General features: G+C 34.4%; 23 protein-coding genes. 10 read left to right on the top strand and 13 right to left on the bottom strand.

Annotation, left to right across the window (positions count from 1 at the left end):
* Positions 1-5: 5 nt before the first annotated feature.
* Positions 6-419: a hypothetical protein gene (locus FA048_RS05965; protein ID WP_136839279.1), complete on the top strand. Its 414-nt coding sequence runs from the start codon at positions 6-8 to the stop codon at positions 417-419.
* A gap of 239 nt (positions 420-658) precedes the next feature.
* Here FA048_RS05965 and thrC read toward each other — a convergent pair whose 3' ends face one another.
* From thrC to FA048_RS05930, 7 genes are all read right to left on the bottom strand, one after another.
* Positions 659-1,966 carry a threonine synthase gene (thrC, locus tag FA048_RS05960; RefSeq protein ID WP_136839278.1) on the bottom strand — a complete coding sequence of 436 codons (1,308 nt, stop codon included), beginning with the start codon at positions 1,964-1,966 and terminating at the stop codon, positions 659-661.
* A 79-nt stretch (positions 1,967-2,045) separates the two neighbouring features.
* Positions 2,046-2,975, bottom strand: coding sequence for a homoserine kinase (locus FA048_RS05955; protein WP_136839277.1), 930 nt, complete (start codon positions 2,973-2,975; stop codon positions 2,046-2,048).
* 8 nt (positions 2,976-2,983) lie between these two features.
* On the bottom strand, positions 2,984-3,445 hold the full coding sequence (locus tag FA048_RS05950; protein WP_205943425.1) for a DinB family protein: 462 nt from the start codon (positions 3,443-3,445) through the stop codon (positions 2,984-2,986).
* 8 nt (positions 3,446-3,453) lie between these two features.
* A complete protein-coding gene (gene thrA / locus FA048_RS05945) occupies positions 3,454-5,910 on the bottom strand; it encodes a bifunctional aspartate kinase/homoserine dehydrogenase I (RefSeq protein ID WP_136839275.1) in 2,457 nt (818 codons plus the stop codon).
* A 331-nt stretch (positions 5,911-6,241) separates the two neighbouring features.
* A complete protein-coding gene (locus FA048_RS05940; protein ID WP_205943424.1) occupies positions 6,242-6,832 on the bottom strand; it encodes a hypothetical protein in 591 nt (196 codons plus the stop codon).
* Positions 6,807-7,310: a hypothetical protein gene (locus FA048_RS05935; RefSeq protein ID WP_136839273.1), complete on the bottom strand. Its 504-nt coding sequence runs from the start codon at positions 7,308-7,310 to the stop codon at positions 6,807-6,809. Before FA048_RS05935 ends, FA048_RS05940 begins: the two co-directional genes overlap by 26 nt.
* Positions 7,310-8,119 (bottom strand): TIGR04255 family protein, encoded by an 810-nt coding sequence (locus FA048_RS05930; protein ID WP_136839272.1) that lies wholly within the window; start codon positions 8,117-8,119, stop codon positions 7,310-7,312. The genes FA048_RS05935 and FA048_RS05930 overlap by 1 nt, the downstream gene beginning before the upstream one ends.
* A gap of 306 nt (positions 8,120-8,425) precedes the next feature.
* On the opposite strand from FA048_RS05930, the gene rsgA reads away from it, so the two are divergent.
* From rsgA to FA048_RS05900, 6 genes are read left to right on the top strand one after another with little or no spacing between them, the layout of a single operon-like run.
* Positions 8,426-9,346 (top strand): ribosome small subunit-dependent GTPase A, encoded by a 921-nt coding sequence (gene rsgA / locus FA048_RS05925; protein WP_136839271.1) that lies wholly within the window; start codon positions 8,426-8,428, stop codon positions 9,344-9,346.
* Positions 9,347-9,365: 19 nt separating this feature from the next.
* Entirely contained in the window at positions 9,366-9,818 is a 453-nt protein-coding gene (gene dtd, locus FA048_RS05920; protein ID WP_136839270.1) for a D-aminoacyl-tRNA deacylase, read from the top strand.
* Between the two features lie 38 nt (positions 9,819-9,856).
* The gene (locus FA048_RS05915; RefSeq protein ID WP_136839269.1) at positions 9,857-10,234 is read left to right on the top strand and encodes a nucleotide pyrophosphohydrolase; all 378 of its coding nucleotides are present in this window, start codon (positions 9,857-9,859) and stop codon (positions 10,232-10,234) included.
* An 18-nt stretch (positions 10,235-10,252) separates the two neighbouring features.
* A complete protein-coding gene (locus FA048_RS05910) occupies positions 10,253-10,567 on the top strand; it encodes a hypothetical protein (protein ID WP_136839268.1) in 315 nt (104 codons plus the stop codon).
* Position 10,568: 1 nt separating this feature from the next.
* Positions 10,569-10,904: a hypothetical protein gene (locus FA048_RS05905; protein ID WP_136839267.1), complete on the top strand. Its 336-nt coding sequence runs from the start codon at positions 10,569-10,571 to the stop codon at positions 10,902-10,904.
* Entirely contained in the window at positions 10,904-12,034 is a 1,131-nt protein-coding gene (locus FA048_RS05900) for a glutathionylspermidine synthase family protein (RefSeq protein WP_136839266.1), read from the top strand. The genes FA048_RS05905 and FA048_RS05900 overlap by 1 nt, the downstream gene beginning before the upstream one ends.
* A gap of 76 nt (positions 12,035-12,110) precedes the next feature.
* On the opposite strand, the gene FA048_RS05895 is transcribed toward FA048_RS05900, so the two are convergent.
* From FA048_RS05895 to rsmA, 6 genes are all read right to left on the bottom strand, one after another.
* The gene (locus FA048_RS05895; RefSeq protein WP_136839265.1) at positions 12,111-12,503 is read right to left on the bottom strand and encodes an HIT family protein; all 393 of its coding nucleotides are present in this window, start codon (positions 12,501-12,503) and stop codon (positions 12,111-12,113) included.
* 67 nt (positions 12,504-12,570) lie between these two features.
* On the bottom strand, positions 12,571-13,044 hold the full coding sequence (gene greA, locus FA048_RS05890) for a transcription elongation factor GreA (RefSeq protein ID WP_136839264.1): 474 nt from the start codon (positions 13,042-13,044) through the stop codon (positions 12,571-12,573).
* A 139-nt stretch (positions 13,045-13,183) separates the two neighbouring features.
* Positions 13,184-13,660 carry an OsmC family protein gene (locus FA048_RS05885; protein WP_136839263.1) on the bottom strand — a complete coding sequence of 159 codons (477 nt, stop codon included), beginning with the start codon at positions 13,658-13,660 and terminating at the stop codon, positions 13,184-13,186.
* An 89-nt stretch (positions 13,661-13,749) separates the two neighbouring features.
* Entirely contained in the window at positions 13,750-14,673 is a 924-nt protein-coding gene (locus FA048_RS05880) for an NAD(P)-dependent oxidoreductase (protein ID WP_136839262.1), read from the bottom strand.
* On the bottom strand, positions 14,670-15,218 hold the full coding sequence (locus FA048_RS05875; protein WP_136839261.1) for a hypothetical protein: 549 nt from the start codon (positions 15,216-15,218) through the stop codon (positions 14,670-14,672). The genes FA048_RS05880 and FA048_RS05875 overlap by 4 nt, the downstream gene beginning before the upstream one ends.
* A 16-nt stretch (positions 15,219-15,234) precedes the next feature.
* Positions 15,235-16,017 carry a 16S rRNA (adenine(1518)-N(6)/adenine(1519)-N(6))-dimethyltransferase RsmA gene (gene rsmA, locus FA048_RS05870; protein WP_136839260.1) on the bottom strand — a complete coding sequence of 261 codons (783 nt, stop codon included), beginning with the start codon at positions 16,015-16,017 and terminating at the stop codon, positions 15,235-15,237.
* 157 nt (positions 16,018-16,174) lie between these two features.
* Here rsmA and pdxA point away from each other — a divergent pair, with 157 nt between their 5' ends.
* The 3 genes from pdxA (at position 16,175) to FA048_RS05855 (ending at position 18,922) form a co-directional block, all read left to right on the top strand.
* Entirely contained in the window at positions 16,175-17,254 is a 1,080-nt protein-coding gene (pdxA, locus tag FA048_RS05865) for a 4-hydroxythreonine-4-phosphate dehydrogenase PdxA (protein WP_136839259.1), read from the top strand.
* A 67-nt stretch (positions 17,255-17,321) separates the two neighbouring features.
* The gene (locus FA048_RS05860) at positions 17,322-18,062 is read left to right on the top strand and encodes a hypothetical protein (RefSeq protein ID WP_136839258.1); all 741 of its coding nucleotides are present in this window, start codon (positions 17,322-17,324) and stop codon (positions 18,060-18,062) included.
* A gap of 8 nt (positions 18,063-18,070) precedes the next feature.
* Complete coding sequence (locus tag FA048_RS05855) at positions 18,071-18,922, top strand: sulfurtransferase (protein ID WP_136839257.1); 852 nt, start codon at positions 18,071-18,073, stop codon at positions 18,920-18,922.
* Positions 18,923-18,993: the final 71 nt, after the last annotated feature.

The following is an 18,993-nucleotide window of genomic DNA, read 5'->3' as shown; positions in this document are numbered from 1 at the left end:
TTAATATGAAACGAACAATTTCACTTATAGCTATTGCTATGATGGGTTTTGTAGCGCAGACCAATGCTCAAACCGTAAAACAAGCTAACATTACTCCAATTACTAATTCTCTATCCACCATTGTAAAACTAGATCCTATCAGTTTTACCTATGATAAGGATTGGTTGCAAAAGCTAAATCTAAAGCCTTCCCAAAGTGGATTTAATATTGAACAACTGACGAAAATCAATCCTCAGTTAGTCGTAAATCAGCAATTAAATTATAACGAAGGCAAAAACAATAATAGAACAGTTGTAGTTCAAAAAGTTGATTATGAAATGCTAATTCCAATGTTAGTTGGCAGCATTAAGGAGCAACAACAACAAATTGATGCACTTAAAGCAGAACTTCGAGCTTTAAAAAGTAAGACTGCGAAGTAGTATAGTTTAGTCATTCCGAGTGCAATGAAGAATCTCTCAGTTATTTTGCAATGAGATTCTCCATAAGCTTGGAATGACAAATTACTTGTCGATAGATGATTAATGAGGATTAGAAATCCTTGGTTAGATCAATCGGGATTGCAAATCCCGACTAACAATACTATTCTATTTCAAATTAATAGGGTCGAGATTTGCAATCTCAACCCTATTACCTGCGGATTTGCAATCCGCCATAAGAATTATTTACTTAACAAATACTTTTTAAACCCTTCAAACTCTTTACCCAATTCATCAAACAATTCTGGGTTATTTTTTAGGGTTTCTACTTGTGCAGGCAATTCAATCTTCGCTAAAATATCATCAGGAAAAACTTCTGGAAACTTGCATACATGAGCAGTAGATAAGAACACTTTTGCGCTTTCATCATTAGGATTTTCTTCTGCATAAGCTTTTGTAGCTAAATAAGCAATCGCAGTATGTGGACAAGCAACATAGTTGAATTTCTCAAATATTTCCTTTATTCCTGCCAAGGTTTGCTCATCTGTAAAACGATAAGCTTTTACCAATCCTTGGATTGCACTTCTATCTTCCTTAAACAAATCCATTATACGCACCCAATTACTTGGAGCACCCACATCCATCGCGTTAGCATAAGTTTGCACAGAAGGTTTCGTTTCATAAACCCCACTTTCTAAAAAGCGGGGAACCGTATCATTTGCATTGGTAGCTGCAATAAATTGATGAACTGGCAAACCCATTTTGTATGCTAATAAACCAGCTCCAATGTTACCAAAATTTCCGCTAGGCACAGCAAACACAACATCTTTAAAGCCTTTCCTTTTCAATTGCGCATAAGCGTTGAAATAATAAAAAGTCTGCGGAATTAATCTTGCAATATTTATTGAATTAGCAGAAGTCAACCTGAATTTAGCGTTCAATTCATTATCTGCAAAAGCTTGTTTTACTAAGGTTTGACAATCATCAAAAGTTCCATCAACAGCAATGGCCCTAATATTTTTGCCATTTGTAGTTAACTGTAATCGTTGTACCTCACTCACTTTTCCTTTTGGGAATAGAATGGTTACCCTGGTATTTGCCACGCCTAAAAATCCTAAAGCCACTGCTCCGCCAGTATCACCAGAAGTGGCAACCAAAACATCTAGTAGTTGTTCATCATCCTTTAAGAAATAAGCCATTACCCTACTCATAAAGCGAGCGCCAAAATCTTTAAAAGCTAATGATGGTCCATGAAATAATTCAAGTACAAAAGTCTCTTCATCCAATTTCACAACTGGCGCATTAAAGTTTACGGCATCTTCTATTAAAACTTTTAAGTCCCCCGCAGGAATTTCATCCTTTAACAAGGTTGAGGCAATTGTATAGGCTATTTCTGGCAAGGAATAGTGTTCAATATGATCAATAAAATCTTGTTCCAATTGAGGAATTTCCAAAGGCATGTACAAACCTTTATCTTGTGGCATACTATTAAAAACCGCTTCTTGGAAAGAAACACGTAAATCTTTATTGTTGGTTGAATATAGTTTCATTTGAATTAGGTTGCAGGTTATGGGTTATAGAGTTTAAGCATTGAGCCACGTAACTTGTAACTCACAACTCGTAACTCAATTAAATTACTCTAGGTCCTTCAGCATTTACCGAAGACACATAAGCGTTACTATTGATATTTAATTTTGTTAAGTACTTTTGTTGTGCATCAGTTATTTTTCTAGCGGTGGCCTCATCTTTAGCTAAAGCGAAAACAGAGGGGCCAGAACCAGAAATTCCGAAACCTACAGCACCGTTTTCCATTGCTAGCTCTCTCAAAATTTCAAATCCTGGTATTAAGATAGACCGGGTTGGTTCAATCAGTACATCTTTCATACTCCTACCTACCAAGTCTATATCATTTAAAAATAGTCCACTTACCAAACCCGCAACATTTCCCCATTGGATTACCGCATCTTTTAATAAAACCTTAGCTCTAATCATTTGTCTTGCATCTTTTGTAGGCACATCCACTTCTGGATAAACAATAGCGACAAACAGATCTTTAGGGGTTGGCAAAGCAATTAAATCTAATGGTTCGTAACTACGGACTAACACAAACCCACCCATTAAAGCTGGAGCTACATTGTCTGCATGACCATAACCGCAGGCCAATTCTTCGCCCTTCATGGCAAAAGGAACCAATTCTTTAGCCGTTAATAAATTACCCATTAGTTGATTAATAGCATACAGCCCTGCAACTGTACTGGCTGAGCTTGAACCTAAGCCACTTCCAATTGGCATCTTTTTATGTAGTTCTATTTCTACACCAACATCTTCTCTATTTAAGTGTTTAAGGTAATGTTGTACACTTGCACTTACGGTATTCTTTGCAGAATCTAATGGCAAGCGGCCATCGTCTCCTGTAATTTTTAATAAGCGAACACCAGGTTCATCAACCAATCTCATCACTACTTCATCGCCTGGTTCATTTACAGCAAAACCTAAAACATCAAATCCACAAACTACGTTGGCAACGGTGGCAGGAGCGAAAACTTTTACTTCTTTCATTTTTATTTTTAAGCGTTATAATTTGAATCGGTTATTTGCTGTAAGTGATATTTTAAATGAACAATATAATCTTCTATAAAATAAACCAAGCTATGAACCTCTGCTTTACCCATACCTGTATCACAAGTATTATCTAACTTACTTTGGGGTATTCTACTAATTACTATTGCAATTTGATGATTCAACAGTTTCCACAAAGCTTTGATATCGTCAACATTCATTTCTTGATAGTTTTGATAGCTCACCCATTTATCCTGATCATAAACAATTTTGGTTCCTTGCTCATATTGACCAACTATCAATCTTCTTAAATTATTTGAAGCGCTGTCTATTAAATGCCCTAAAAGTTCCTTTCTTGACCATTTATTTGGATTTGGCTTGGCATTCCAATCTTCAACACTAATGTTTTTAAAGTTAAACAAGGCTTCATCAACTAAAGCCATGATTTCATCTTTTGCTTTTTCTACCAAACTCATACTTATGCCCTTTCTCCTCCAACATTGATGATATCTGCAAAAACCCCTGCAGCAGTAACTTCGGCACCAGCACCTGGACCTTTTACAACTAATGGCCTTACTTTATACCTATCTGTAGTGAAAGATATAATGTTATCACTTCCCGAAAGCATATAAAAAGGGTGATTTTCATCTACCATTTGCAAGGTAATCGAGGCTTTTCCATCTTCCAATTTACCGATATACCTTAATACTTTTTTACTGGCTTCTGCCTCTTGTTTCAGTTTGGTAAAATAGTCTGTATTAAGTGCTAGTTGTTTGTAAAACTCTTCAACAGTAGGCGCTTGCAAACAAGCATCTGGCAACATATTCTGAATACTTACATCAGCTTCTTCAAACGCATAACCAGCATCACGAGCCAAGATTAACATTTTACGCATAAAGTCTTTGCCATTCAAATCGTCACGTGGGTCTGGTTCTGTATAACCTAATTCTTGCGCTTCTTTTACAATTTCATGGAAAGCTGCATCGCCTTTAAAATGATTAAAAATGTAAGATATTGTTCCCGAAAGGATAGCCTCAATACGAGCTATTTTATCACCACTCATCATTAAATCTTTTAACGTTCTAATGATTGGTAGACCCGCCCCAACATTAGTTTCATAATAAAAATCAACTCCAAATTTTCGAGCAGTATTTTTAAATGTTTCGTACTGTTCAAAACTCGCAGAGTTACCAATTTTATTACAAGTTACTACCGAAATACTTGCTTCGAAAATACCTTGATAAAAAGGTACAGGTTGCGGACTAGCAGTATTGTCTACAAACACACAGTTTGGCAAATTCATCGCTTTCATTTGCGCCACAAAATCTGTTAAGTTTGCAGTTTCGCCTTGTACAGTTAACATTTCTTCCCAGTTCTCTAAAGCAATACCATTTGGTGATAAAAGCATTTTACGAGTATTGCTTATCCCCATTACTTTAACCTGCAAATCATTATTTTTGGCTAAGAAAGGCATTTGTACCTGCAATTGTTTAAATAAAGTTTTACCAATATTTCCCGTTCCCAAACAAAAAATATGTAGTGTTTTATTTAATTCTGTGTAAAAAGCATCGTGAACTGCATTTACAGCTTTAGATAAATCTGCTTTTGCAAGAATTACAGAAATATTATATTCTGATGATCCTTGCGCAATTGCATGAACGTTAACTCCATTTCTACCTAACGCATGGAATAATTTGCCCGAAATACCTGGCGTCCGTTTCATGTTTTCACCAACTATAGCCAAAACAGCCAATCCGTTTTCTACTTCAGGTTGTTGTAGTTTTTCGGCTTTTAGCTCTAAATCAAATTCTTTTGAGATTAAGTTAACCGCTTTAACGGCATCATCTGGCTTTACGGCAAAAGTAATACTATGCTCTGATGAGGATTGTGTAATTAAAACCACGTTAATCTGTTCGCGAGACAACAATGAAAACAACCTCCCACTAAAACCCGCCTTACCAACCATTCCGCTTCCTGCTAAGTTAATAATACTGATATCATCAATAGAAGAAATACCTTTAATTGGCAATGGAGATGGCTTTGCACCGTGAAGAATATAAGTTCCTTTGAAATCTGCATCAAAAGTATTTTTAATTACGATTGGGATTTTCTTTAAAAATGCAGGCGTCATGGTTGGTGGATAAATCACTTTTGCGCCAAAATAAGACAGCTCCATGGCTTCGATATAACTCAATTCTTCTAAAGAAAAAGCTTTTTTCACAATTCTAGGGTCTGCAGTCATCATTCCGTTTACATCTGTCCAGATCTGGATTTCACTTGCATTTAATGCTGAACCTAAAATTGCAGCTGTATAATCACTACCTCCTCTACCTAATGTGGTTACACGATTGGCATCATTACTGGCAATAAAACCAGTAACAAAAAGCATTTTACCGGCATTGTTTTCATAAAAATCTTTTACCAAAAAATCGGTGAGCTGCGTATCTACTTTGGCTTGCCCAAATTGACCATCTGTTTTAATGAATTGTGTTGCATCTGCAAAAACAGCTTCAGGAAATTGTTGCTTGGCAATGTGACTAACCATAAAAGTAGAACAACGTTCACCATAGCTTAATACTAAGTCTTTGGCCTGCAAACTCAGTTCTTGCAAATTAAAAACGGCTTGCAGCAACTCTTCTAAATCATTGAAATATAACTTCAACTTTGTTAGAACTGGATTTTGTGCCGAAGCAGGCAACAATGCTCTGATTACATCGAAGTGGCGTTGCTCTATTGCTTTTAATTCTGCACTGTAATCTTCACCCAAGGCTGCTTTTTCGGCCATTGACGTTAAGAGATTAGTTACACCACTCATTGCCGATAAAACTACAACTGGTTTTTCTTGCTGCTGGTTTTCTTTAGCCAAGATGTTCAACAAAGCACTGATACTTTCTACTGAACCTACTGATGTGCCGCCAAATTTTAAAATATTCATAATTTATGGTTAAAAAAAAAAGCGCTCCCGATGTTGATCGGGAGCGCTTTGTATATTGTGTTTAAATTATTCCACTAGCGTTTCCCCATCAGGTATTTACCTGTTGTTGATGTTGTTGTGGTAATAATTGTGTTATTTAAAATCATTTTTGTTCTTAGTGTATTTTCTACACCGCTAAATAGGTGATTATTTTTTACAATGTCAAGTATTATTTGAAAATAATTTTATTTTTTTATTAAAACGGTTTAGTGATTGCAAAATTTGTAAGGATATAAGATTTTTGACATAATTATTAAAATCTACACAGCAATCTGAGACAACTATGAAAACCTTAAGCTATTCTTTTAAAGGAAATTGGCTCATCATTCCAATTTATATCGTTTGGAAATCTATCCAAATGCACTGAATGTCCTACTTCTTTAACCATAGCCTCAGCATACTTCCTATGGTTTATGTTTGGGTTATCAAGTTCAAGTGGTTTATCATAAGATATTTCCGCATGCATAGGTAATCCTTCATCAAATTTATAAAATTTACCTATTAGTGGGCGATAATTACTTTTATTATCAATCGGAGTATAAATTAACCTTGCTTTAACCGAGATACCTGGCAATTCGTTAACTTTTGCAAGATGAATCCCAAGAAAAGATAGAAAACCTACATATTCTTGATTATTCATTTTGATTGTAACTGCTGAATTTTTGCAATTGCTGTCTGAACTATAATCTTTTCGAAATACAGAAACACGACTTCTTTGTTCTATATCGATACTATGAGGTGGTAAAAATGAATTGTATTTTATTTTATTTTTTGATGCACTAAAAAATAAAGGTTTAAAAAGCACCCTTAGAATAAGTTCATTTGGGTCAATATCGTAAGGTATGATAGCATTTTTGTTAAAGCATTTTTTCAAATACTTCAAAAATTTCCTTAGGAACATCATTACCATTAAAATTTAAACCTTCTGACATAAAATTCTCTTTATTTGCAAACTCAGTATAATATCCTATTTTATCTTTTCCTATTTCAATGGAAATTCTGTCTGAATTGTCGAAGAAATCTAGCACAAACGTTCCGTAAGAGGTAGGTTCGATGTTTTCCGTATCTAAATTAAATAAATACCTATCAGGAAGACACGATAGAAATAGGGTTGCATTAGAAAAAGTTTCCTCTAAGGGGAATTTGTATCCTGATTCAGCCCATTTTTCTGATGAAATATTCTTGAACTTTTGAATACCGTTGATAGCAATAGATAGCATATCAAACTTTATAGGTAAATAAACTACGTCCTCTCTTTGAAAATATTCATTGCTTTGAACATATGGTATTTCCTGAGTAACTGGTTTAAATAAAGAATCATTTAAGTACGATGGAGGTGTTGCAAATATTGATAAGTCCATTATTGATTAGGTAAATTTATTAATGTTTTAACTCTATCATTTAAAATGTCATTTAAAATTTCTTTATTGTAGTTATGCAATTTCTGCAAGGATTCTAGAAAGAAATCTTTTTCATTATCTAATAATGAAGATAAACTTTTAAAGTCATCAAACTGTTTTAAAATATTATGACTAATGGTAATATTTTTAGTGATTTTATTATCAACCTTTATATCTAATCTATCAAATAATAAAGAACTTCCATCTTTTTTCTCTGTTGTATAAATAAAATTTGAAGTGTTTGAAGAATCTAAAAATGCCTTAGACATATATTTTGCTTCATCATTAAAAATTTTGTTTAAATCTAAGGGCTCTTGAGAAACCCATGTAAATTCATCAATGTAGTGAATACTTACTGCTCTAATAAATAAAGCCTCATGATTCTGTGATAAAATCGAAAGCACAGATAAGTAATTATCTAAGAACTCTGCCCATCTTTTATAACCAAAACTATGGTAAGACATAAATGTCCTTTCTAATTCGTTAATTCCTTGAAAAACAGTACCTATTTTCCCTTGATTAAATCCAACAAATCTAAAACCTGCATTTTGTTGTGTTGTTTGTTGAGGAGTTAACCCATTTACTCCTGGTTTTATCTGTATTTGAACGGCATTAACATTTTCAAATAAATGGAAATATTCACCCAAACCTTTAGTTATAAGTTCTTGAAATCGTTCAGGTTTTATTATAGGGCTACCTAAAAATATTGTGACAACAGCTTCCCTAATAGAGTGGTTATGGGAGAATGGTTTTAAATAAGTTTCTATCATTCTAAAAAAAAGAAATCATCTTGCTAGCAAAGTTAATAATATTAATTACAAAAATTAATACAACAAGTTAAAAGATGTTAAAGCTTTCTTATTACCTAAGAGTATGTCTCTTAATTGTATTCACCAAATTCTCTAAACCTGACAGTAGTGAAAATCCTTTTTGTCATCCTGAGCGTAGTCGAAGGGCAAAAAGATTGAAACGAATGGCAGGACTATCCTCAAACTGAAATACTGCATTTGCTTTTCAAAAATAATCCACCCCACATTTTCCATCTTACACCTTACATTTTATTACATTTGTGCTTTATGCAAGGATTAGTCATTAAATCTACAGGAAGTTGGTACCAAGTTTATGCCGAAGATGGTAAAACCTATGATTGCCGTATTAAAGGCAAATTTAGGATTCAGGGTATCCAAACCACTAATCCAATTGCTGTGGGTGATAAGGTTGGTTTTGAATTAGAACCAAATGCTGAAACTGGAGTAATTGATACTTTGCAGGATAGAAAAAATTACATCATCCGCAAATCCATTAACTTAAGTAAACAGGCACAAATTATTGCTGCGAATTTAGACCAAGCTTTTCTGATTGTAACCTTGGCTTCTCCACGTACCTCCCTTGGTTTTATTGATCGCTTTTTAGTTACTTCTGAAGCTTACAGCATACCAACTTGTTTGATATTTAATAAACTCGATTTATTTAGCAAACAAGGCTTAGAGTTTTTAGCTGAATATAAAGCCATTTACGAGAAAATCGGTTATCCTTGTTATGAGGTTTCTGCCTTAAAAGGCACAAATGTTGACCAAATACAAGATTTGCTAAAAGACAAAACAACTCTATTTTCTGGTCATTCTGGTGTTGGAAAATCTAGTTTAATTAATGCTTTATTACCTGGTTTTGAGATTAAAACAGGCGAAATATCTGATTGGAGTGATAAAGGTCAGCATACTACCACTTTTGCAGAAATGCATACCTTACCTTTCGGGGGTTATTTAATTGATACACCGGGAATTAGGGAATTAGGTGTCTTCGACATTAAACCTGAAGAACTGAGCCATTATTTTGTAGAGATGCGTGAACGTTTAAATCAATGCCGATTTAATAATTGTCGTCATGTAAATGAACCTGGTTGTGCAGTTATTAAGGCGGTAGAGGATGGTGAAATTGAAGTGAGCAGGTATGAAAGCTATTTGAGCATTTTTCATAACAACGATACTAGAGCTTAAACCCCAAACCACCTAAGGTATGAGAGCAGTTATTCAAAGAGTTACGCAAGCAAGCTGTAAGGTAGATGATCAAATTACTGGAGAAATTGAAAATGGTTTCTTGGTATTATTGGGAATTGAAGATGCAGATACACAAGAAGATTTAGAATGGTTAGCTCAAAAAATTGCGGGTATGCGAGTTTTTGGAGATGAGAATGATTTGATGAATAAATCACTTGCTGATATTAATGGCAACATTTTATTAATTAGTCAGTTTACTTTATTTGCGGCAACAAAAAAGGGAAATAGGCCAGGTTTTACCAGAGCAGCGAGACCAGATAAAGCCATCCCCATGTATGAGGAAATGATTAAGCAATTATCAACCCTGCTAAATAAAAAAATACAATGTGGCATTTTCGGCGCTGATATGAAAGTTAGTTTATTAAATGATGGGCCAGTTACAATTGTGATGGACACTAAAAATAAAGAATAACCCCCTTGCCACCTAAAGAGAGATTAGCTTAATTTAATATGAATAAAAATATAAACGATTTGACCGAAAAGTCCACTTCAGGCGATTTAGGGGTTAGAGAAGCGCAATCTTTAGTTGACAACTGGATAAAAACAACGGGAATTCGTTATTTTAATGAGCTCACAAATACCGCAATTTTAATGGAGGAAGTTGGTGAAGTAGCTCGTATCATGTCTCGTAAATACGGTGAACAATCCTTTAAGAAAAGTGATGAGGAAGTAAATTTAGCAGATGAAATGGCTGATGTTTTATTTGTGTTAATTTGCTTGGCTAACCAGACAGGAATTGATTTAAACGAAGCGTTGATTAAAAATTTAGAGAAGAAAACTATCCGCGACGCGGATAGACATAAAAATAATGATAAATTGGCAAGATAATTTAACCTCCACCATCTGATGAAAAAACTATTACCTATAATTTTATTAGCCCTCATGTTTGCTTCTTGTAAAGAGAAAAATGAAGATGTAGTTAGTGAGCCAAATAAAGATGGCTCTATAGAAACTGTTGTGAGTGTTAAACACGAAAAAGACTTTGACATTTTAACCACTACCCATAAGATTTGGGTAAAAAACCAACTAGATAAAACCTTAATTAAGGTTGATACTTTAAAATCTTTAGGTACCACACTTGCAAAGGGAGAAGATCAAGATGGAAATGCACAAACTGCTATGGTAAGAAAGGATTACGAATTTTATATTACTGTTAAATAGCATGAAGAAGAGTAAATACATTAGTTTGGTTTTAATTACTGCAGCCCTGGCTTCTTGCGATAAAAAAGAAAAAGAGTGGAATGAAGATGAACCTAAAGTTTATATGCGTTCTGATTCTACTGCTAACTACTCACGTTCACATCACGGCGCCGGTATTGGCACAGCCTTATTGTGGTATTATGCCTTTAGACCTTACGGCAGGTATAACAATGGTGTTTACAACAGAGCGGGGTATTACAGCGGCGGCATAAGTGAACGTTCTAACATTGGCTCTAACACTGGCAAGTATGGAATTATACGAGGTGGTTTTGGCAAGGGTGCTACTGTTTCTTCATAATGGAAAGAATAAAAATAGAGCCAAGAAATAATTGGCAATCTGCAGTAGAAAAATTAGGATTTGGATTTCATTCAACCGATGTTCCCTATTGGGATGAAAGTGTATATTATAAATTCTCTCTCACTGAAATAGAACAGATAGAAATTGCTACAGCAGAACTTTGGGAAATGTGCCTAAGTGCTGTTCAATATGTTATAGATAAGAAACTTTATGCTAAATTTCATATTCCAGAATGGATTGTCCCATATTTAGAAAAATCATGGGATGATGATTATCCTTCAATTTATGGAAGGTTCGATTTCGCATTTAAGGATGGTCAACTTAAACTTTTAGAGTTTAATGCTGATACGCCAACTTCTTTATATGAAGCCGGAATTGTACAATGGTTTTGGTTACAGGATTTTGATAAAAACAAAGATCAATTTAATTCTATTCACGAAAAATTAATAGCTTATTGGGGAGAATTAAAGCATTATCTTAATCATGGTAAACTGCACTTTGCATGTATAAAAGAAAGTTTGGAAGATTTAACTACAACCGAATATTTAAGAGACTGTGCCATACAAGCAAAAATAGATACCAAATTGGTATTTATTGATGATATCGGCTGGGACAATGCCCGAGAGTTTTTCGTAGATCTAGAAGATGAACAAATCCGCAACATCTTTAAACTTTATCCTTATGAGTGGTTGTTGAATGAAGATTTTGGCAAAAACTTAACAGTTGATCATACAAATACTTTATGGATAGAGCCCATTTGGAAAATGATTTTGTCTAACAAAGCTATTTTACCAATTCTTTGGGAATTGTATCCTTATCATCCAAACTTGTTAAAAGCTTATTTTGATAAGGGAGACTTGATCAATTATGCTAAGAAACCAATTCTCTCTAGAGAAGGAGCAAATATTGAATTACAAAAAGAAGGCAGGTCTTTAGAGAAAACCAGTGGAGAATATGGTGAAGAAGGTTTTATTTACCAAGATTTGTTTGAGTTGCCAAACTTTAATGGAAATTATCCATTAATTGGCAGTTGGATTATTGGTCAAACTCCCGCTGGCATTGGGGTAAGAGAAGCAAATAGGTTAATTACAGACAATAAAAGTAGGTTTGTACCACACTTAATTGGATAAAGAATAGAAAGATGCTTAGGGTTATTTTAAATTCTCTCTAAATACTCATTACTCTGTCGTAAAAAAATTACCAGACTTACAATTCTGCTTTAATTTTTTCAGCAGCTTCTGCTAATTCTTCTTGAGTAGGTTTAAGTTTTTCCTTACTGAAATTCATATCACTTACATTATTCATTGGAATAAGGTGAATGTGAGTATGAGGAACCTCAAGACCAATAACAGCAACGCCAACCTTTTTACAAGGAAAAGCCTTTTTTAAACCAACAGCAACAATTTTCGCAAACAAGGTTAAGCCAAAATAGCTTTCCTCATCCATATCGAAAATATAATCTATTTCTTTTTTAGGTATTACCAAAACGTGCCCCATTACTAATGGATTTACGTCTAAAAAAGCCATAAACTCTGTAGTTTCGGCTACTACATGCGCTTGGATTTCTCCACTTACAATTTTAGAAAATATGCTCATAATTAAGTTGAGGGTTATGAGTTATGGGTTACAGGCTCGCAACTTGCAACCCGGAACTTGCAACTTCTTATTATCTTGAGATCTCTAATATTTCAAATTCCATTTTACCGGCAGGCACTTGGATTTCCGTAGTGTCTCCAACAGATTTACCTAATAAACCTTGTGCAATAGGAGATTTAACAGAAATTTTTCCTGTTTTCAAATCAGCTTCGCTTTCTGCTACCAATTGATAAGTCATTGTAGCACCGTTTTTAACATTTTTAATTTTAACAATAGACAGTGCTAAAACCTTAGTTAAATCAAGTTTGCTTTCATCTATCAGTCGTGCGCTAGAAAGTGTAGCTTCCATTTTAGAGATTTTCGCCTCATGTAAACCTTGTGCTTCTTTAGCCGCATCGTACTCAGCATTTTCTGATAAATCACCTTTATCCCTAGCTTCTGCAATAGCCTTAGATATTGCCGCCCTGTCTACAGTTTTTAACCTGTGTAATTCCTCTTTTAGTTTATCTAAACCTTCTTGGGTATAATAAGTTACGTCTGACATATTTAGTTATTCTTCTAAAATCCTCTAAAAAACAAACAAGACTACATCGGCATCTAGCCTACATAGTCTTGCTTCAATCAAAACGAAGATATAAGCCTATTCTTACAAAAGCAAATATTTTAAATGAAAAAATATGAGTTTACTCATTTATCGCCTTACAAACTGGCTGATGCTTTATTGGGAAATTCAATGAGTTTGCAATAAAGCACATTTTATTAGCTTCTTCATGCAAAGCATTTGCTTGCTCAATTTGCTCTTTTTTAGAAATGAGAACTTCAGGTTGCAATAAAATGGAGGAGAAATGTCCACTTCCATCTGCGCTTTCTACCATTGTACCAACTGCATTATCTCTATACTCCATCACTACAATATCGTTTTTAGAGCATAAATGCAAATACCAAAGCATGTGGCAAGAAGAAACGGAGGCTAGTAAAAGATCTTCTGGATTGTATTTAGTTTTATCGCCCAAAAATACAGAGTCCGAAGAGCCTGAAATTGGCGCTTTATTTTCAATTGAAACTACAAAATCTCGATCATAAGAACGATAATCCATTGTTCCTGAACCTTTGTTTCCTGCCCAAACCAAATTGGTTTTATATTGATGTTCCTTTGCCATAAAAAAAGTATTTAGTAGTTAGTATATAGTATTTAGACAGAATTATCTTACGCCGCCAACCTTCTACCTTGCAAAAGCAATTTAGGGAATTATAATTTGATTTCAGCTAGCTTTTGCGCTAAAACTTCAGAAATTTTACGATAGGAGTCGAAAGTCCATCCACCAACATGCGGGGTCAAAATAAGCTTTCCACTCGTTTTTAAATCACCATACCAATCTTGTTCTCCCAATGCCGGAAACTTCTCAGTTTCTAGCACATCAAGTCCTGCTCCTAAAATTTTACCTTTTTTTATATTGGCTAGCACAGCTGAAGTATTTACAATTTCGCCCCTAGCTGTATTGATAAAAAATATTGGTTTTTTGAAATGATAAAAATATTCATCATTAACCATTTGTCGAGTTTCTTTAGTTAATGGAACATGTAAACTCAGCACATCACTATGTTTTACAATCTCTTCCATACTTACCTCGCGAGCAAACTCGTTAGTAAAGCCAGTTTTATATTTATCGTAGGCAATTACATTTACTTCAAAGCCAGCTAATTTCTGAGCCATTTTTTGACCCATAAATCCATAACCAATTATCCCTACAGTTTTGCCTTTTAATTCATAACCACGATTGCCTTCCCTATCCCAAACCCCAGTTCTAATCTCATTATCAGCATTGCGGAAATTGTTCATTAAGGAGAGCAAAAGTCCTATTGCATGCTCGCCTACTGCATCTCTATTTCCTTCTGGGGCATTCATCAAATGGATATTTCGCTCATTTGCTATAGCTTCATCAATATTATCTAACCCTGCCCCTGCTCTAGCTACGAACTTTAAATTCGGTGCAGCATTAAAAAGTTCTAGATCAATTCTGAATTTGGTACGCACAGCAATACCCACATAATCTTTAATAATTGCTAAAGTTTCTTCTCTTGTGATTAAAGGTTTATCATCAACTTCAAAACCTAAAGCAATTGCTCTTTCCTTAAATGCAGGATGTAAATCATCTATAATTAATATTTTCATTTACTTTTTGCGTTCTTAAAAAATTCGTTGTTAAAATTACAGACTATTGAAAACTGATGATGTCTTATATAAGGAAACGGGCTTTTGTTTGTAGAAATGTTATAACCGTAAAACAAGTTCAACACTCCCATTACTCCAACTCCTATTTTAGGCGTTAAAATAATATCATTATCTTTAAAATCGGTTTGATATTTAGCTTCTAATCCTAATGCCAGTATTCTTGCATTTAATTCATAACCAGCTTTTATCCCATAAATATGGTTATTAGCATTTGAAAATTTTGGAACCCATTCAACCGAAGTATAATATGCCTTTGATGCGTAACCTAAATCATTATACAAATATTTGTGCCTAGATAAGCCCACTTCGGCAAAAAAAGTTTTTTGTACTCCAAGACCAAAACGTAATGAGGATTTAGAATTTGTCCATTTTTTGTAGCCTGGCCTGCTAACATTATTTACACTTAAGCTGTCTTGTCCAAAAACCATTATGGCTGTAAACGTCAGCAATGTAAATAAGCATCCTTTTATATATTGATGAGCCATAGTAGGTGTAATATTTTTATTTTGTCAACTCAGAAAGATGCTGTGTTAAAGCTATAAAATCTTCTACACTTAATTGCTCCGCTCTTTTATCAAAAAACGGATGGTCATCCATTTTATCTTTCGGAATAGTGCCAGATAATGAATTTCTCAAAGTTTTACGGCGTTGGTTAAATCCACCTTTTACTGCACGCCAAAACAATTTTTCATCGCAAGGCAAGGTTTCCATTTTATTTCTGCTTAAACGAATAACACCGGAATTAACTTTTGGTGGCGGATTAAAAGTACCAGGCTTTACTGTAAATAAATATTCTATATTGTAATAAGCCTGAATTAAAACACTTAAAATTCCGTATTCTTTTGTGCCAGATTTTGAGGCACAGCGTTCGGCAACTTCTTTCTGAAACATGCCTACCATTTCTACCACGTTATCTTTATGTTCTAAAATTTTAAATAGAATTTGCGAGGAGATATTGTAAGGAAAATTACCAATCACGGCAAATTTACCTGGAAAAATAGAAGTTAAATCTAACTTCAAAAAGTCTCCATTTATTAACCTATCTCCCAGTTTTGGATACTTATCAGCTAAGAAATGATATGATTCAATATCAATGTCAATCAAAAAAGTCTCTAGATTTTCTCTTTCTAATAGGATATCGGAAAGAATTCCCATCCCTGGGCCAACTTCTAAAACTTGTCTGTATTGATCGGTATGAATTAGTCCGTTCACAATTTTTTCGGCAATCTTTTTATCTGTTAAAAAATGTTGCCCTAAATGTTTTTTTGCTTTTACTAAACTCATAAACACAAAGGTAAGTATTTTAGGTTTAAGAGCTAACCGCAAAGGTCGCGAAGGACGCAAAGACAGATTTAAACACTTTGCGTTCTTTGCATCTTTGCGGTTTATCGTTTAATTGCGGTTAAATTATTAATTTGCGCTAAATTCTTTCAATTAAGTAATGAGCGATAAAGTTAAAATAGGTATAAGTATAGGTGATATAAATGGTATTGGTTTAGAAGTTATTCTTAAGACTTTTATAGAAACAAAAATGCTAGATTACTGTACCCCAATAATTTATGGACATACTAAAGTAGCATCTTTTCATAGAAAGGCTTTACACATGAGCGATTTCATGTTTAATGCAATCAATTCTCCTGCAGAGGCAAATCCACGTAAGGTGAACATGATTAATGCCTGGGAAGAAGATGTAAAAATAGAACTTGGTGTCGCCAATGAAACAGGTGGAAAATATGCTTTTTTATCACTACAAAAAGCTACTGATGACTTGGTAAATGGGTCTATTGATGCTTTAGTTACTGCTCCAATTAATAAAAACAACATCCAGTCAGAAAATTTTAGCTTTCCTGGTCATACAGAATATTTGCAAGAACGTAGCGGAAGTCATGATGTGCTGATGTTTTTAATCAGCGAAGGCTTACGTGTTGGTGTAGTTACTGGTCATATACCAGTTTTAGAAGTGCCAGCTGCGATAACCAAAGAGAAAATCGTTAAAAAAATCCAATTGATTAACGATAGTTTAAAGAAAGATTTCTGGATTGAAAAACCAAAAATTGCTGTTTTGGGTTTAAATCCACATGCTAGTGATAACGGACTTTTAGGCAAAGAAGAAGCAGAAATCATTTCACCAGCTATACAAGAGGCTTTTGATAAGGGAATCATTTGTTTTGGCCCATATCCTGCAGATGGTTTTTTTGGCAACGGCACTTACAAAAAGTTTGATGCTGTTTTAGCGATGTACCACGATCAAGGTTTAATTCCTTTTAAAACAATTGCTTTTGATACTGGTGTAAATTACACAGCAGGTTTAAAATTTGTACGCACTTCTCCAGACCATGGAACTGGCTATGATATTGCTGGCAAAAATATTGCAGACCCAACATCATTTATGGAAGCTGTTTTTGCAGCAGTACATATTGTAGAACATAGAAGAGAGCAAGAAAGTCTATTGAAAAATCAGTTGCGTAGTGGCGAGAAATTAATAGAAACTGCTAGCGATGTAAAGGATGATGCGAATTAAGGCTTGTATAAAAAATTAAGCATTTATGTTCAGAAAGCTTTTATCCTTTTGTTGTTGCTTTTGCATATTGTCCCTAACAATAGCTGTTTCGGCTCAGCAAAAAAAAATCATTCCAAAGAAAGGAGAAGTAGTTTTCACTTCTGAAAATATCATACTAGACGAAGTGCTGTTTAATGCTACCATGAAGGGAATACAGCAAAAAATGATCAACCATCTACGAGCCAAACTAGAGTTGGAGGGAAATCAAAAGATTGATACTACCTTGTTACAGCAATTCATCAGCACGAACATAATGGCAGACTATATGGTACAGCAAAAACACAAGAATTCTCATCATGTTTATGAGAATAGATTTATAAAAAGCTTTGAATCAGCTGACGAAACTATACCCCATAGCTTCTCATACATTAATCAAGATAGTTCTAACTACGTAAGGAGACAAGTACTGGATGGCGATACCTCCGAAACAGAAGCTACCGCTTTCGAATACCAAAAGAATAGAGACATTACAATTAAGGAATTTAAACAGGAACAAAAAATCATTAATGGCTTCAAATGCTTTAAAGTAACTTATCAATATAAGGAAGACTTTGATGGAGATGAAGAGTTAGGAGCAATCCTAACAACTAATGAATATAGTACCACCGAATTTTGGGTAACGACAGATATCCAATCTTTATTCCATCCGGTGTGTAGGATAAAAGAAATTTTAGTGAAATATTACCCCTTAGAAATAAGTCAACAGTCTTCTTTAGCCAAAGGTTTTAAAATAATCCACAGGTTAAAAAACATCACCCTTTCTAACTGAGAATAGTTATGCACACCCGAATTCCTTCTATCATCCAACCTTCAGAGTTACTTAACTTAAATCCAGATGAATTTGTACTTATTGATGCAAGTGCGGGCTCAAAAGCTAGATATGATGAAAACCATTTAGCTGGAGCTCTATACATTGATTTAAATACAGATTTAGCAAATATTGGAGATTTTACCATAGGCGGAAGACATCCTTTGCCTACGCTAAGTCAATTTTCAGAGGTTTTAGGAAAGTTTGGGATAGACAAAAATAGCCACGTTATTATTTACGATGATAAAAATGGTGGCAATGCAGCTGCCCGTTTTTGGTGGATGTTAAGGGCGATTGGTCATGAAAGAGTACAAGTTGTAAATGGCGGATTTGATGCCGCAATAAAAGCAGGCTTTCCTACAAATAGCTTAGTGCCTAAAGTAGAAACCAAAAAACTTTATGAAATAACCAATTGGAATTTGCCTTTGGCAGCTATTGATGAAGTTGAAACGGCAAGTAAAACTGGCAATCAAACTATTGTTGATGTAAGAGATGCCAATCGTTTTGCTGGCTTAACTGAACCTATAGATTTAATTGCAGGGCATATTCCAGGTGCCTTAAACATACCATTTACAAGTAATTTGGATGAAAATGGATTGTTCCTTGCTCCCGAAGCTTTAAAAGAAAAATATATTACCGCATTGGCTGATGTACAGCCTGAAAATGTAATTGTACACTGTGGATCAGGTGTAACAGCTTGCCATATGTTATTGGCAATGGATTATGCAGGTTTACCAATCCCTAAATTGTATGTGGGTTCATGGAGCGAGTGGAGTAGGAATAATAAGGAAATGGTTTTGGCACCTCACCCTAATGCTTAACCTGCAAATCTGTGGCAATTATTTTAAGATTCAATTTTGCAAAAATATTTCATTTTATAAAAATATTTCCT

Source organism: Pedobacter polaris, from assembly GCF_005116505.1.
In the GTDB taxonomy this organism is placed as follows: Bacteria; Bacteroidota; Bacteroidia; order Sphingobacteriales; family Sphingobacteriaceae; genus Pedobacter; species Pedobacter polaris.
The sequence above is the reverse complement of the archived record's forward strand: the minus strand, read 5'-3'. Positions and strand labels throughout refer to the sequence as shown.

Excerpts from the sequence above, each read along its gene's own strand:
- FA048_RS05880 (WP_136839262.1), bottom strand. The coding sequence starts at position 14,673 with ATGAAAATATTAATTATAGATGATTTACATCCTGCATTTAAGGAAAGA.
- pdxA (WP_136839259.1), top strand. The coding sequence starts at position 16,175 with ATGAGCGATAAAGTTAAAATAGGTATAAGTATAGGTGATATAAATGGT.
- FA048_RS05915 (WP_136839269.1), top strand. The coding sequence starts at position 9,857 with ATGAATAAAAATATAAACGATTTGACCGAAAAGTCCACTTCAGGCGAT.
- FA048_RS05930 (WP_136839272.1), bottom strand. The coding sequence starts at position 8,119 with ATGATAGAAACTTATTTAAAACCATTCTCCCATAACCACTCTATTAGG.
- thrA (WP_136839275.1), bottom strand. The coding sequence starts at position 5,910 with ATGAATATTTTAAAATTTGGCGGCACATCAGTAGGTTCAGTAGAAAGT.
- FA048_RS05875 (WP_136839261.1), bottom strand. The coding sequence starts at position 15,218 with ATGGCTCATCAATATATAAAAGGATGCTTATTTACATTGCTGACGTTT.
- FA048_RS05885 (WP_136839263.1), bottom strand. The coding sequence starts at position 13,660 with ATGGCAAAGGAACATCAATATAAAACCAATTTGGTTTGGGCAGGAAAC.
- rsmA (WP_136839260.1), bottom strand. The coding sequence starts at position 16,017 with ATGAGTTTAGTAAAAGCAAAAAAACATTTAGGGCAACATTTTTTAACA.
- rsgA (WP_136839271.1), top strand. The coding sequence starts at position 8,426 with ATGCAAGGATTAGTCATTAAATCTACAGGAAGTTGGTACCAAGTTTAT.
- FA048_RS05910 (WP_136839268.1), top strand. The coding sequence starts at position 10,253 with ATGAAAAAACTATTACCTATAATTTTATTAGCCCTCATGTTTGCTTCT.
- greA (WP_136839264.1), bottom strand. The coding sequence starts at position 13,044 with ATGTCAGACGTAACTTATTATACCCAAGAAGGTTTAGATAAACTAAAA.
- FA048_RS05965 (WP_136839279.1), top strand. The coding sequence starts at position 6 with ATGAAACGAACAATTTCACTTATAGCTATTGCTATGATGGGTTTTGTA.
- FA048_RS05935 (WP_136839273.1), bottom strand. The coding sequence starts at position 7,310 with ATGGACTTATCAATATTTGCAACACCTCCATCGTACTTAAATGATTCT.
- thrC (WP_136839278.1), bottom strand. The coding sequence starts at position 1,966 with ATGAAACTATATTCAACCAACAATAAAGATTTACGTGTTTCTTTCCAA.
- FA048_RS05900 (WP_136839266.1), top strand. The coding sequence starts at position 10,904 with ATGGAAAGAATAAAAATAGAGCCAAGAAATAATTGGCAATCTGCAGTA.
- dtd (WP_136839270.1), top strand. The coding sequence starts at position 9,366 with ATGAGAGCAGTTATTCAAAGAGTTACGCAAGCAAGCTGTAAGGTAGAT.
- FA048_RS05955 (WP_136839277.1), bottom strand. The coding sequence starts at position 2,975 with ATGAAAGAAGTAAAAGTTTTCGCTCCTGCCACCGTTGCCAACGTAGTT.
- FA048_RS05905 (WP_136839267.1), top strand. The coding sequence starts at position 10,569 with ATGAAGAAGAGTAAATACATTAGTTTGGTTTTAATTACTGCAGCCCTG.
- FA048_RS05855 (WP_136839257.1), top strand. The coding sequence starts at position 18,071 with ATGCACACCCGAATTCCTTCTATCATCCAACCTTCAGAGTTACTTAAC.